The sequence below is a fragment of the Pseudomonas cimarronensis genome (assembly GCF_049331905.1).
Lineage (GTDB): Bacteria > Pseudomonadota > Gammaproteobacteria > Pseudomonadales > Pseudomonadaceae > Aquipseudomonas.
The window spans coordinates 808,667-821,958 of the sequence record NZ_CP186283.1; the positions used below are offsets into that span (position 1 = coordinate 808,667).

The 13,292-nt window shown below is 61.9% G+C and carries 15 protein-coding genes; 9 read left to right on the forward strand and 6 right to left on the reverse strand.

The window, feature by feature from the left end; all coding sequences use genetic code 11:
• Positions 1-187: 187 nt before the first annotated feature.
• Entirely contained in the window at positions 188-553 is a 366-nt protein-coding gene (locus ACOCLD_RS03880) for a cupin domain-containing protein (protein WP_422910917.1), read from the reverse strand.
• A 253-nt stretch (positions 554-806) separates the two neighbouring features.
• Between ACOCLD_RS03880 and ACOCLD_RS03885 the strand changes: the two genes are divergently transcribed.
• Positions 807-2,300, forward strand: a complete 1,494-nt coding sequence (locus ACOCLD_RS03885) for an aldehyde dehydrogenase (RefSeq protein ID WP_422910918.1) — start codon at positions 807-809, stop codon at positions 2,298-2,300.
• Positions 2,301-2,452: 152 nt separating this feature from the next.
• Complete coding sequence (locus tag ACOCLD_RS03890) at positions 2,453-3,601, forward strand: MFS transporter (protein WP_422910919.1); 1,149 nt, start codon at positions 2,453-2,455, stop codon at positions 3,599-3,601.
• On the opposite strand, the gene ACOCLD_RS03895 is transcribed toward ACOCLD_RS03890, so the two are convergent.
• On the reverse strand, positions 3,591-5,048 hold the full coding sequence (locus tag ACOCLD_RS03895) for a PLP-dependent aminotransferase family protein (RefSeq protein WP_422910920.1): 1,458 nt from the start codon (positions 5,046-5,048) through the stop codon (positions 3,591-3,593). The genes ACOCLD_RS03890 and ACOCLD_RS03895 overlap by 11 nt on opposite strands.
• 184 nt (positions 5,049-5,232) lie before the next feature.
• On the opposite strand from ACOCLD_RS03895, the gene ACOCLD_RS03900 reads away from it, so the two are divergent.
• A complete protein-coding gene (locus ACOCLD_RS03900) occupies positions 5,233-5,478 on the forward strand; it encodes a DUF1127 domain-containing protein (protein WP_422910921.1) in 246 nt (81 codons plus the stop codon).
• Positions 5,479-5,520: 42 nt separating this feature from the next.
• Here ACOCLD_RS03900 and ACOCLD_RS03905 read toward each other — a convergent pair whose 3' ends face one another.
• Positions 5,521-6,834 carry an NAD(P)/FAD-dependent oxidoreductase gene (locus ACOCLD_RS03905; protein ID WP_422910922.1) on the reverse strand — a complete coding sequence of 438 codons (1,314 nt, stop codon included), beginning with the start codon at positions 6,832-6,834 and terminating at the stop codon, positions 5,521-5,523.
• Between the two features lie 174 nt (positions 6,835-7,008).
• Here ACOCLD_RS03905 and ACOCLD_RS03910 point away from each other — a divergent pair, with 174 nt between their 5' ends.
• Positions 7,009-7,362, forward strand: a complete 354-nt coding sequence (locus ACOCLD_RS03910) for a YkgJ family cysteine cluster protein (RefSeq protein ID WP_422910923.1) — start codon at positions 7,009-7,011, stop codon at positions 7,360-7,362.
• A 3-nt stretch (positions 7,363-7,365) separates the two neighbouring features.
• Here ACOCLD_RS03910 and dadR read toward each other — a convergent pair whose 3' ends face one another.
• The gene (gene dadR / locus ACOCLD_RS03915; protein ID WP_090250512.1) at positions 7,366-7,854 is read right to left on the reverse strand and encodes a transcriptional regulator DadR; all 489 of its coding nucleotides are present in this window, start codon (positions 7,852-7,854) and stop codon (positions 7,366-7,368) included.
• A 155-nt stretch (positions 7,855-8,009) separates the two neighbouring features.
• Here dadR and dadA point away from each other — a divergent pair, with 155 nt between their 5' ends.
• The 5 genes from dadA to ACOCLD_RS03940 all read left to right on the forward strand — a co-directional run bounded on the left by dadA (position 8,010) and on the right by ACOCLD_RS03940 (position 12,222).
• Positions 8,010-9,308: a D-amino acid dehydrogenase gene (dadA, locus tag ACOCLD_RS03920; RefSeq protein ID WP_257776625.1), complete on the forward strand. Its 1,299-nt coding sequence runs from the start codon at positions 8,010-8,012 to the stop codon at positions 9,306-9,308.
• Positions 9,283-9,633 carry a RidA family protein gene (locus ACOCLD_RS03925; protein ID WP_167143757.1) on the forward strand — a complete coding sequence of 117 codons (351 nt, stop codon included), beginning with the start codon at positions 9,283-9,285 and terminating at the stop codon, positions 9,631-9,633. The genes dadA and ACOCLD_RS03925 overlap by 26 nt, the downstream gene beginning before the upstream one ends.
• 88 nt (positions 9,634-9,721) lie before the next feature.
• Positions 9,722-10,795, forward strand: coding sequence for an alanine racemase (alr, locus tag ACOCLD_RS03930; protein ID WP_422910924.1), 1,074 nt, complete (start codon positions 9,722-9,724; stop codon positions 10,793-10,795).
• Between the two features lie 286 nt (positions 10,796-11,081).
• Positions 11,082-11,630, forward strand: a complete 549-nt coding sequence (locus tag ACOCLD_RS03935) for a cupin domain-containing protein (protein ID WP_233683253.1) — start codon at positions 11,082-11,084, stop codon at positions 11,628-11,630.
• Between the two features lie 169 nt (positions 11,631-11,799).
• Entirely contained in the window at positions 11,800-12,222 is a 423-nt protein-coding gene (locus ACOCLD_RS03940) for a c-type cytochrome (RefSeq protein ID WP_233683254.1), read from the forward strand.
• A gap of 34 nt (positions 12,223-12,256) precedes the next feature.
• On the opposite strand, the gene ACOCLD_RS03945 is transcribed toward ACOCLD_RS03940, so the two are convergent.
• Both ACOCLD_RS03945 and ACOCLD_RS03950 read right to left on the reverse strand, forming a co-directional pair.
• A complete protein-coding gene (locus ACOCLD_RS03945) occupies positions 12,257-12,676 on the reverse strand; it encodes a hypothetical protein (RefSeq protein ID WP_422910925.1) in 420 nt (139 codons plus the stop codon).
• A 13-nt stretch (positions 12,677-12,689) separates the two neighbouring features.
• Positions 12,690-13,262, reverse strand: coding sequence for a xanthine phosphoribosyltransferase (locus ACOCLD_RS03950; RefSeq protein ID WP_422910926.1), 573 nt, complete (start codon positions 13,260-13,262; stop codon positions 12,690-12,692).
• Between the last annotated feature and the right edge of the window lie 30 nt (positions 13,263-13,292).

Consider the following 13,292-nt stretch of genomic DNA (forward strand, 5'->3'; position numbering starts at 1 on the left):
TCTGGCTCCTTGCCGAAAAAGCCCGCCTATATGGCGGGCTTTTTCTTGCCCGTGATTCAGCCCTGGCGGCTTGGGTGGCGGAGATGGCTGCGGCTTTGGGTGTTACATGGTCGTGGTTGGCCGCTGCGAAACCCAGGCAATAAAAAGCCCGCGCAAGGCGGGCGAAGGGGTGACGCATGAATAGCGATCAGTTGCTGGCTTGCTCGAAGATCACATAGACCTTGCGGCAGGGTTCCAGCACTTCCCAGGTGCCGGAGAAGCCAGCCGGGATCACGAAACGGTCGCCGGCGCGCAGGGTCTTGGCATTGCCATCCTTGTCGCGCAGCACCGAGACGCCTTGCAGAATTTCGCAGTACTCGTGTTCGGTGTAGTTGATGGTCCAATGGCCGATGCCGCCTTCCCAGATCCCCGTATTGAACTGCCCGCACGGGCTGCCGTAGTGGTTGCGCACACTTTGCTCGGGGTCACCTTTGAGGACTTTTTCCGCCGCTGGACGATAGTGCTCCGGGGCGGTGGTGGCGGTGGCGAAGTCGACGATCTTTTCGATGTTCATAAGCATGTCCGGTAGGTATTGAGTGCCTGTTAAGGTCAGGCTTGTTGTCGGTTTGGGGTGACGATTTCGGCAGTCTATGTTTAATAAAGCGCACATAACAAGGCGGCTTTGCCAGTTTTTGTAAAAAATATTGGAAGTGTGCAAGCCTCTGGTTTAGTGTTGCCGGCAGGATTGGGTTCTGAGACCCATGCAGAATAATTGACAGCGCGTGCGGCCGACCTGCGGCGCTTTACTAGCGATAGAGGATGTAGCAATGACTAGCCTGACTCGTGCCGACTGGGAGCAGCGCGCCAAGAATCTGAAGATCGAAGGCCGTGCCTTCGTGCATGGCGAGTACCGCGCCGCCGTCTCCGGGGCCACCTTCGAGTGCATCAGCCCGGTCGATGGGCGTCTGCTCGGTCTGGTGGCCAGCTGTGACCTGGCCGATGCCGAGTTGGCCGTTGCAGATGCCCGCACCACGTTCGAATCCGGCGTCTGGTCGCGCATGGCGCCAGCGCAGCGCAAGCGCATCATGATCCGTTTTGCCGACCTGATGGATCAACACGCTGAAGAGCTGGCCCTGCTGGAAACCCTCGACATGGGCAAACCAATCAGCGACGCCCTGGGTGTCGATGTGCCGGGTGCCTCGCGGGCGATTCGCTGGAGTGGCGAAGCGGTCGATAAAATTTACGACGAAGTGGCGGCTACTCCGCATGACGAGCTGGGTCTGGTGACCCGTGAGCCGGTCGGCGTGGTGGCGGCCATCGTGCCGTGGAACTTCCCGATGATCATGACTGCCTGGAAGCTCGGCCCGGCGCTGGCCACCGGCAACTCGGTGATCGTCAAACCCTCCGAAAAATCCCCGCTGACTGCCCTGCGTATGGCCCAGCTGGCGCTGGACGCCGGCATCCCGGCGGGCGTGCTCAACGTGCTGCCAGGTTACGGCCATACCGTTGGCAAGGCGCTGGCGCTGCATATGGATGTCGACACCCTGGTGTTCACCGGTTCGACCAAGATCGCCAAGCAGCTGATGATCTACGCTGGCGAATCGAACATGAAACGCGTCTGGCTGGAAGCGGGCGGCAAGAGCGCCAACATCGTCTTCGCCGATGCACCGGACCTCAAGGCGGCGGCCGAAGCTGCTGCTGCTGCGATCTGCTTCAATCAGGGCGAGATGTGCACCGCCGGCTCGCGTCTGCTGGTAGAGCGTTCGATCAAAGATAAATTCATGCCGATGGTGCTGGAAGCCATGCAGGACTGGAAAGCCGGTCACGCCCTGGACCCGGACACCAAGGTCGGCGCGCTGGTCGATGCGGGTCACCTGAATGCCGTGCTTGGCTATATCGATGCCGGCCACAAGGATCAGGCCAAGCTGCTCTGCGGCGGTAAGCGCACCCTGGAAGAAACGGGTGGCCAGTATGTTGAGCCGACCATCTTCGATGACGCACACAACGCCATGCGAATCGCGCAGGAAGAAATCTTCGGCCCGGTGCTGACGGTGATTCCGTTCGACAGCACTGAAGAAGCTATCGCGATTGCCAACGACAGCATCTATGGCCTGGCGGCCGCCATCTGGACCAGCAACCTGTCCAAGGCGCACCTGGCCGCCAAGGCGCTGCGCGTCGGCAGCATGTGGGTCAACCAGTACGACGGTGGTGACATGACCGCGCCGTTCGGCGGCTTCAAGCAGTCCGGTAACGGCCGCGACAAGTCGCTGCATGCCTTCGACAAGTACACCGAAATCAAGGCGACCTGGATCAAACTCTAACGCTGCATCACGGGCGGAAGTGGCTGCCTGAAGGTCCGCCCTCCGGGGCCGGCTCGAAAAGGGCCACACCTGCGGCCGGGTTCCCCATGGAGCCCGGCCGTTTTGCATCTGCGCTGCGGGTGCCGAGCGAGCCAGGGAATGGAGTGAGAAAAATGAATTGGATGACCTATTTCGCCGTCAGCGCGGCGGTGGTGATCGTCGGGTTGGCGCTGGGCGTGACGCTGCCGCTGGTGTCGTTTCGCCTTGAAGCCTGGGGTTATGGCCCCTTTGCCATTGGCGTGATGGCGGGCATGCCGGCGATTGGCGTGCTGGTCGGGGCGCGTCTCACTGGGCACCTGGCCGGCTGGTTCGGCACGCCGCAGACCCTGCGCCTGTGCCTGCTGGCCAGTGCGGCGTCGGTGGCGCTGCTGAGCGTGATGCCAAGCTATCCGTTGTGGCTATTGCTGCGCCTGCTGATTGGCATCTCCTTGACCGTGGTGTTTGTGCTCGGCGAAAGCTGGATCAATCAGCTGGTCGAGGACCGCCTGCGCGGCCGTCTGGTGGCGCTGTATGGCACCGGCTTTGCGCTCAGTCAGCTGTGTGGGCCGCTGCTGCTGACCCTGCTCGGCACCGAAAGTGACCGCGGCTTCTGGTGTTCCGCTGCGCTGCTGGTGGGCGGCAGTTTGCTGTTATTGGGCCGCAATGGTGCACCCAAGGTCGATGCGCAGAGTGCGTCCGGGCGCGGCATCCTGGCGTTCTGCCGCAGTTCGCCGGCGATTGCCTGGGCTGTGGTGTTGTTTGCCGGATTCGAAGCCATGGTGCTGACGTTGTTGCCGGTGTATCTGGTGCGCGAAGGCTTTGCCCAGCAGATGGCATTGATCATGGTCAGTGCGGTGGTGGTCGGTGATGCCGCGCTGCAGCTGCCGATTGGCTGGATGGCCGACCGCGTACCGCGGCAGACGCTATTCCGCTGCTGCGGGGTGGTGCTGTTGCTGTCGAGCCTGAGCATTCCGTCATTGCTGCACACGCCGCTGATCTGGGTGGTGCTGGTGCTGTTCGGTGCCAGCGCGGGCGGCCTGTACACCCTGTCGCTGATTCTGGTCGGCCAGCGTTACCGCGACGACGCGTTGGTGCGGGCCAACTCGCATATCGCCCTGCTCTGGGGCGCGGGCTGTCTGCTTGGGCCGCTGTCGACCGGTGCGGCGAGCCAGTGGGTCAGCGGCCATGCGCTGCCGATCCTGATGGCGATTGGCGCGGCGCTGTTTGTCTGGCTGGCGTTTCAGCGTGGTGCATTCAGCGAGGTGGCGGCCATCAAGGCGTGACCGCCCCCTCTGCGCTGTGGTGCACGAGCTGTTGCTCGGCGAGCAGCGCGGCCACGCATTCGCCGACCTGGCGAATCGCCTGTTCAAGCGCTGGAGTGGGCTGCCCGGCGTAGTTGATGCGCAGGCAATTGCGGTATTTGCCAGCGGCGGAAAAGATGCTGCCGGGGGCGATCTGGATGTTGTATGGCTGCAGCACACGGTTCAGGCGCTGGCTGTCGAAGCCCGGCGGCAACTCCAGCCACAGCATAAAGCCGCCCTGGGGACGGCTGACCCGCGTGCCGGCGGGGAAGTAGCGGCTGACCCAGTCGATCATGCAGTCGCGATTGCGTGCGTACTGGCTGCGCATGCGGCGTAGGTGTGGTTCGTAGTGACCGCTGGCGATGTACTCGGCCAGGGCCAGTTGGGGCAGTTGTGCGGCCATGCCCGTGCTCATGTATTTGAGGTGCAGCACTTGTTGCAGGTAGCGCCCTGGGGCAATCCAGCCGGCGCGCAAGCCGGGTGCCAGGGTTTTGGAAAACGAGCTGCAGAACAGCACGCGACCGTCCTCGTCGAATGATTTGATGCTGCGCGGGCGTGGGTAGCTGTAGGCCAGCTCGCCGTAGACATCATCCTCGATAATCGCCACGTCATAGCGCTGCGCCAGGGCCAGCAGGGCGCGCTTGTTGGCCTCCGGCATGATGTAACCGAGTGGGTTGTTGCAGTTGGGGGTGAGCTGGATGGCCTTGATCGGCCACTGTTCTAGCGCGAGCTCCAAGGCTTCCAGGCTGATGCCAGTGAGCGGGTCGGTGGGCAGTTCCAGGGCCTTCATGCCGTAGCCCTTGAGTGCCTGCATCACGCCATGAAAGCTCGGTGAATCCACGGCCACGATGTCGCCCGGCGCGCACACCGCGCGAATCGCCACGGACAGGGCTTCGTGGCAGCCGGTGGTGGTGACGAGCTCTTCAATGGCGATCTGGCAGCCGGAGTCGAGCATCAGCCGCGACAGTTGTGCGCGCAGGCCGGGGTCACCATACAGGCTGCCATAGCTCAGTTCCTTGACCTCCTGGCGGCGGCTCATGCGTGACAGGGTGCGCAGCAGCGGTTTCAGTGTTGGGCTACTGATATCCGGCATGCCGCGCCCCAGCTGCAGCACATCACCGCCAGGCGGTCGGCTGATCAGTTCCAGTACCTGGTCCCACTGGGAAATATCCACAGGGCGTTGGGCGGCGCGGCTGACCATCGGCAGCGCCGGCTGCTGGCGCGCCTGGGGCACAAAGTAGCCGGATTTCGGCTTGGGCGTTGCCAGGCCCTGATCCTCCAGGTGGCGGTAAGCCTGCTGCACGGTGCTCAGGCTGACGCCGTGTTCCAGGCTGAGGGCGCGCACGGAGGGTAGGCGATCACCGGGGCGATACAGGCCCTGCTCGATACGCGCGCCGAGCAACTCGGCCAGGTTGACGTAAAGCGTCATAACAGTTGCCTCGCAATTTCTCGGTGTGCCGCGCCAAGCCAGTACAGATAGGTGATAAATCCACCATTCAGAGTCTGGTTTCGAAAATCTGTATGGATTTAAAAGTGTATTTTTGAATCTGTCATGCTTTTTCCGTGTCACTCATCATGATCTCCCATCAGGCTTACGAGCAGGAGAGCAGGTGATGAACGGGTTGAGTGATGCCAGGCTGACAATGCAATCAGGCGAACTGGAGCAGGAGGCCGCGAGCGGGCATCTGTATGCTCAAACGGGTACAGCGAAGCCAGCTGTACGCCGCTGGAACGCATTCTGGCAGCGCCTGATCACTCGTCGGGCGCTGCTGAGGCTGACTGATGAGCAGCTCAAGGATGTTGGCCTGAGCCGCGAGCAGGCCCTGCGCGAGGCGCAACTGCCGTTCTGGAAGTTGTAGGGGGAAAGCACCGCAGGCCGTTGCGGCCTGCGGCGTAGAGCATCAGACCAGCTCTTTCATCCGGTGCCAGAGCATGCCCAGGGCGAGCAATGGCGAGCGCAGGTGTTTGCCGCCGGGGAAGGTCATGTGCGGCACCTTGGCGAACAGGTCGAAACCGCTGCTGGCCTGGCCGGCGATGGCCTCGCCGAGCAGCTTGCCGGCCAGGTGCGTGGCGTTGACGCCGTGGCCCGAGTAGGCCTGGGCGTAATACACGTTGGGCTGTTCCTTGAGACGGCCAATCTGCGGCAGGCGGTTGGCACCGATGCCGATCATGCCGCCCCACTGGTAGTCGATCTTCACATCTTTCAGGTGCGGGAAGACTTGCAGCATTTTTGGCCGCATATAGCCGGCGATGTCTGCAGGATCGCGACCGGAATAGTGACAAGCGCCGCCGAACAGCAGGCGACGATCGGCGGACAGGCGGTAGTAATCCAGGGCCACGCGCTGGTCACACAGCGCCATATTCTGCGGAATGATCGCCCGCGCTTCGGCTTCGGACAGCGGCTCGGTGGCAATCACGTAGCTGCCGGCGGGCAGTACCTTGCCGCCGAGGTTGCTGTTCAGGCCATTCAGGTACGCGTTGCAGCCGAGCACCAGAGTGGCGGCGCGTACCACGCCCTGGGCGGTGTGTACCTTGACCTCACTGCCATAGTCGATGCGTGTCACTGCCGAGTTCTCGAACAGCTGCACGCCCAGGCTCTGCGCCGCTGTTGCTTCGCCGAGTGCCAGGTTTAGTGGGTGCAGGTGGCCGGAGCCCATGTCGATCATGCCGCCGACATAGCGGTTGGAGCCGACCACTTCGTGCATCTGCTCCGGTTGCAGCAGGCGCATTTCATGGCGATAGCCCAACTGCTTGAGTTCGGCCATGTCTTCGGCGAAGTCGGCGAGGTGGCTGGGTTTGTTGGCCAGGTCGCAGTAGCCCCAGGTCAGGTCGCAGTCGATGTTGAACTGCTCGATACGCTGGCGGACGATTTCCACCGCTTCCAGGCCCATCAGTTTCAGTTCGCGCACGCCCTGCGCGCCAATCACCGATTCGAATTGCTCCACGCCATGGCCGACGCCGCGAATCAGCTGGCCGCCGTTGCGCCCGCTGGCGCCCCAGCCAATCTTGTGCGCTTCCAGCAGCACCACCGAGAGGCCTTTCTGCGCCAGTTCGATGGCGGTGTTAAGGCCGGAAAAACCACCGCCGACGATGCACACATCGGCGCGCAACTCACCGCCCAGGGCGGGGTAGTCGAGTTGGCGATTGGCGCTGGCGGCGTAATAGGAGTTGGCGTGCTGGCTGCTGTGAACCGGCTGGTGAACGCGGGCGTTCATGTGTGGAATCCTGATTATTGTGTTTGGAAAATTTTACGAAGCATAAGGGTGGGCTTTGCCAAACGCCAAGAGGCAATCGCGAAATAAGCGGATTTTCGTCGGTTAGCCCTGGCACTTGCAGCGATTCAATCCTGGGCGCGGTTACTATGCCGGCCTGTGTTTCAGGATCACGCCATGAGTTGCACCAGCCGCAAGATCGATCAGCTGCGTTTGCAGATTCCCAGTTTCGCCTGCGTGCCGGGTTGCCACGATTGCTGCGGGCCGGTCACTGCATCATCCGAGGAAATGGCGCGGCTGCCGGTCAAGAGTGATGCCGAGCATGATGCTGCGCTGGCCGAGTACAACTGCGTACACCTCGGCCCGCAAGGGTGTACGGTGTATGACCAACGCCCGCTGATCTGTCGCCTGTTCGGCACCACGTCGAGCCTGCCGTGCCCGCGTGGGCAGGGGCCGGAGCAACTGACCGAGCCTGCGGTGGAGCGGCGGGTACACCAGCTGATTGCGACTACCCGCCAAGTTCTAGTCTGACGGCTAGTCGGCAATCGGCAGGCTCAGGCTCTCTTTCACTTCTTCCATGACGATGTAGCTCTTCGACTCGCGCACGTGCGGCAGCTTGAGCAGGATGTCGCCGAGCAGCTTGCGGTAGCTGGCCATCTCGTTGATCCGCGCCTTCACCAGGTAGTCGAAGTCGCCGGACACCAGGTGGCATTCGAGTACGTGCGGCAGCTTGAGTACCGCGCGGCGGAATTCCTCGAAGGTGTCGCCGGACTTGTAGTCCAGGCTGATCTCGACAAACACCAACAGGCTGGCTTTTAGCTGCTGCGGGTTGAGCCGGGCGTGGTAGCCCATGATGATCCCCTCGCGCTCCAGGCGACGCACGCGCTCGGTACAAGGCGTGGTCGACAGGCCGACTCGTTCGCCCAGCTCGGTAAAGCTGATGCGCCCATCTTCCTGCAGGATGCGCAGGATATTGCGGTCGATCTTGTCCAGTTCGCGACGGCTCTGATGCTGGGTGCGCACGGTGGATACCCCTCTAGATAAGGCGATATTGCCAAGAATTGTCGCCAAATATAGCTATTTATATAGTGAAAAGCACTGGTGATCTCTTCCTATACTGCGCTCAATTGTGATCTCAGGAATTATCCGCCGCGCATTGTCGCGGCGAGGAGCGTGTCATGCGGGTTCTGGTTCTCGGCAGCGGTGTGATTGGTACAGCTAGTGCGTATTACCTGGCGCGTCAGGGCTTTGAAGTGGTGGTGGTCGACCGGCAGAACGCCCCGGCCATGGAAACCAGCTTCGCCAACGCCGGCCAGGTGTCGCCGGGCTACGCCTCGCCGTGGGCGGCGCCGGGCGTGCCGTTGAAAGCCATCAAGTGGCTGCTGCAAAAGCATGCACCGCTGGCGATCAAGGCAACCGCTGATATCGACCAGTACTTGTGGATGGCGCAGATGCTGCGCAACTGCACCGCCAGCCGTTACGCGGTGAACAAGGAGCGCATGGTGCGTCTGTCTGAGTACAGCCGCGACTGCCTCGACGAATTGCGCGCCGAGACTGGCATCGCCTATGAAGGTCGCAGCCTGGGCACCACCCAACTGTTCCGCACCCAGGCGCAATTGGATAACGCGGCGAAAGACATTGCCGTACTCAAGCAGTCCGGCGTGCCCTATGAGCTGCTCGACCGCGCTGGCATCGCCCGCGTTGAGCCGGCCCTGGCTGCAGTCACCGACAAACTGGCTGGCGCGCTGCGTCTGCCGAATGACCAGACCGGCGATTGCCAGCTGTTCACCAGCAAACTGGCCGAGATGGCCAAGGCGTTGGGTGTGGAATTCCGCTTCGGCCAGAACATCCAGCGTATCGACGCCGTGGGTGATCGGGTCAATGGCGTGTGGATCGACGGCAAGCTGGAAACCGCTGATCGTTACGTGCTGGCCCTCGGCAGCTTTAGTCCGCAACTGCTCAAGCCTCTGGGCATCAAGGCGCCGGTGTACCCGCTCAAGGGCTATTCGCTGACTGTACCGATCACCAATGCGGCGATGGCGCCGACTTCGACCATCCTCGATGAAACCTACAAAGTGGCGATCACCCGTTTCGATAACCGTATTCGCGTCGGTGGCATGGCCGAGATTGCCGGTTTCGACCTGAGCCTCAATCCGCGTCGCCGCGAAACCCTGGAAATGATCACCGCTGACCTCTACCCGCAGGGCGGCGATCTGCGCCAGGCCGAATTCTGGACCGGCCTGCGTCCGGCCACTCCGGATGGTACGCCGATTGTTGGCGCCACCGGCTTGCGCAATTTGTTCCTCAACACCGGTCACGGCACACTGGGCTGGACCATGGCCTGCGGCTCCGGTCGCCTGCTTGCCGATCTGATGGCGAAAAAGCGTCCGCAGATCAGCGCCGAAGGCCTGGATATTTCCCGTTACAGCCGTTCCCAGGAGAGTCACAAGCATGTCAGTACAGCGCCTGCACACTGAAAGTCGTTACAGCGAAATCGTCATCCATAACGGCACGGTCTACCTGGCCGGCCAGCTGGCGGACGACTACAGCGGCGACATCGTGCAGCAAACCCGCGAAACCCTGGCCAACACCGACCGCATGCTGGCCGAGGCCGGTAGCGACAAGTCGAAGATTCTCTCCGTGACCATCTACCTGAAGGATATGGAGCGCGACTACGCCGGCCTCAATCAGGTCTGGGATGCCTGGGTTGCGCCAGGCGCGGCGCCTGCACGGGCCTGTGTCGAGGCGAAGATGTACAAGCCTGAGGTGCTGGTGGAAATGATGATCGTGGCCGCCCTGTAAATCGGCCCGTCCTGTTTGCGATAAGTGTTTGCCCGGCCATCACCCCGGGCTTTTTTACTTCTGAAAACTGCTGATAGCCGAGAACGTCATGCGTCCTGCCCGCGCCCTGATTGACCTGCAAGCCCTGCGTCACAACTACCAGCTGGCCCGTGAGGTCAGCGGCGCCCGCGCCCTGGCGGTGATCAAGGCGGATGCCTATGGCCATGGCGCGGTGCGTTGTGCTCAGGCGTTGCAGGAGCAGGCCGATGGTTTTGCCGTGGCCTGTATCGAGGAAGCGCTGCAGCTGCGCGAGGCCGGTATTCGCGGGCCAATTCTGTTGCTGGAGGGCTTTTTCGAGGCCGACGAATTACCGCTGATCGAGCAGCACGAACTGTGGTGCGTGGTGCATTCGCTGTGGCAGCTGGAGGCGATTGAGCGCAGCGCGGTACGTGGCCCGCTGACGGTCTGGTTGAAGATGGACAGCGGCATGCACCGCGTCGGCCTACACCCGGTCGATTATCAGGCGGCCTATCAGCGCCTGCTGGCCAGCGGCAAGGTGGCGAAGGTTGTGCTGATGAGCCATTTCGCCCGTGCCGACGAGCTGGACTGTCCGCGCAGTGCTGAGCAGTTGGCGGTGTTTGAGCAGGCGCGCCAGGGCATTGTTGCTGAGGTCAGCTTGCGCAATTCGCCAGCTGTATTGGGTTGGCCCAACGTGCCGAGCGACTGGGTGCGCCCCGGCATCATGCTCTACGGCGCGACCCCGTTCGAACAGGCGCAGGCGGTGGCTGCGCGGCTGCAACCGGTAATGACCCTGGAATCGAAGATCATCAGCGTGCGCGAGCTGCCGGCCGGCGAGCCGGTGGGCTATGGCGCGCGCTTTGTCAGCGAGCGGCCGACCCGTGTCGGTGTGGTCGCCATGGGCTATGCCGACGGCTACCCGCGTCACGCGCCGACCGGTACGCCGGTGGCGGTGGACGGCCAACTGACTCGCCTGATCGGCCGCGTGTCGATGGACATGCTTACCGTTGATCTCACCGATCTGCCGCAAACCGGGCTGGGCAGTCGGGTCGAACTCTGGGGCAAACAGGTGCTAGCCAGCGATGTGGCCACCCAGGCGGGCAGCATTCCCTATCAGCTTTTCTGTAACCTGCGCAGGGCGCCGCTGCTCTACCTCGGGGCTTAGAGCCTGTTCAAAGGCTGCTGCGCGTCGGCCCTGCTGCGTTAAAAACAGGCTCGGACTGCTCATTTACAACCCGTAAAGTCGCCCGCGACTCCGACCGTTCCTCGCCTGTTTTGATCAGCCGGAGGCTGTTACTGACGTAGCGCCTTGCATGGCTCTAGCTCGCGAGCCCTTGAATAGGCTCTAACACGCACGCTGTAGACGAGTTTGAACGCGAGTGTTGTAAATTCTGAACGCTATGCCATGATACGGCGACTTTTTCGTATCACTCCCAAGGGGGACTCCAGCATTGGACGTCGGTGTTCGACTGCAATCCATTCGCAAACTCAAAGGCCTTTCCCAGCGTGAACTCGCCAAGCGGGCGGGCGTCACCAACAGCACCATTTCGATGATCGAGAAGAACAGCGTAAGCCCTTCGATCAGTTCGTTGAAAAAGGTGCTGGCGGGTATTCCCATGTCATTGGTGGAGTTTTTCTCCCTGGACGTGGAGCAGGATAGTCAGGCCCAGGTGGTCTATCGCGCCGCCGAACTCACCGATATTTGCAGCGGCGCCATCACCATGAAACTGGTGGGCAAGGCGCATCCCAGCCGGGCTATTTCTTTCCTTGATGAAACCTATCCGGCTGGCACCGACACCGGTGACGAAATGTACGCCCATGAAGGCGAAGAGGCCGGCATGCTGGTCGAAGGCAAGCTGGAGCTGACCGTTGGCGATGAGGTGTTTATCCTCGAACCGGGCGACAGCTACTACTTTGAGAGCAGCAAGCCGCATCGTTTCCGTAATCCGTTCGAGCAGCCGGCCCGCTTGATCAGTGCCACCACACCGGCCAACTTCTAAGCCGTACTGCTGAGCCTGTTGCGTTTCAGGGAAACACAGCAGGCTGCAGCGGCTTGGAAATAACCCTGCGACAATCTGGGTTGTTTCGGCCGGCACGGCTTGCCGTTATACTGTCGGCCGCTCGCGAAACCGTGGCCGCGAGCGTGACTAGCCACGAAGAGGGTGTACCGTGAACCTGATTAAAAAGATCCTGGTAGCACCGGCTACCGTATTGGCCCTGTGGGCAGTGACTGCTCAGGCCACGACCGACGAAGCCATTGCCGAGCGCCTCAAGCCGGTCGGCCAAGTTTGTGTAATGGGTGAGGAATGCAAAGGCGTGGGTGCTGTAGCAGCCACTGCTGGTGGCGCGGCGCGTACGGCCGATGACATCATTGCCAAGCACTGCGGTGCCTGCCACACCCCGGGTATCCTGGGCGCGCCGAAAATTGGCGACACTGCCGCCTGGAAAGAGCGCGCAGACCACCAGGGCGGCCTCGACGGCATCCTGGCCAAGGCGATTTCCGGTATCAACGCCATGCCGCCGAAAGGCACCTGCGCCGACTGCTCGGATGACGAGCTGCGTGCTGCAATTCAGAAGATGTCCGGCCTGTAACACGCCCGACGCTACTGTAAAAAAAGCCGCCTATTCAGGCGGCTTTTTTGTGCCGACGTTTTATCGGTATTCCAGCCAGTTTGCGCAGGTACGGACGCATCAGCAGTGCCAGCAGGCTAAACGTAGCGAACAACGCCAGCGGGCCTTGCAGCAGATACCAGGCGCTGGAGCCGAGTTTCTCGCTGAGTATGACCGAGATAAGTGGCATGCATATTGGGACGAGCATGCCTGTCAGCCATTGCCACTCAGGGCGTTTCAGGCTGAAGGCATAGGCCGCCAGAAACAGACCGCCCAGCAGCGCATTGGCGGCTAGCAGAGGCAGTGAGGGCGGGGTCGTCACCAGGCTCACCGCCAGCAGGCCGAGCAAGGCGCCGGCGATCCAGGGCATCTTGTCGAGGGTCTTGGCAGCATGCTTGCGCACGTGCTTGGCCGCCTTTTGGTAATCACGATCCATGTGTGCGCCTTATCTAATCAATAAAACTGACCTGGCCATCCTTGAGCGACTCGATGCGCGCCAGCGACTCGACCCGATAGCCCTGCGCATCCAGTTCGGCGCGGCCGCGCTGGAAGGACTTCTCGATGACCACACCAATGCCGGCGATGCTGGCGCCAGCCTGGCCGATCAGGTCGATCAGGGCGCGGGCAGCATGGCCGTTGGCGAGGAAGTCGTCGACCAGCAGCACATGGTCGTGGGCGCCCAGGTGTTTGGCCGAGATGGCCAGGGTGCTTTCGGTCTGCTTGGTGAAGGAAAACACTTTGGAGATGTACAGGTCGTCCTTGAGTGTCAGCGACTGGTACTTGCGCGCGAAGATCACCGGTACGCCTAATTCAAGGCCGGCCATCACCGCCGGGGCGATACCCGAGGCTTCGATGGTGACGATCTTGGTGATGCCCTGGCCAGCAAAGCGCTGGGCGAATTCGTGGCCGATCTGCTGCATCAGTGCCGGGTCGATCTGGTGATTGAGAAAGGCATCAACCTTGAGCACCTGCTCCGAGAGCACGGTGCCTTCCTCGCGAATCTTCTGTTTCAGCGCTTCCACGCGGTTACCCTCGTCGTTCTTTCTGATGCC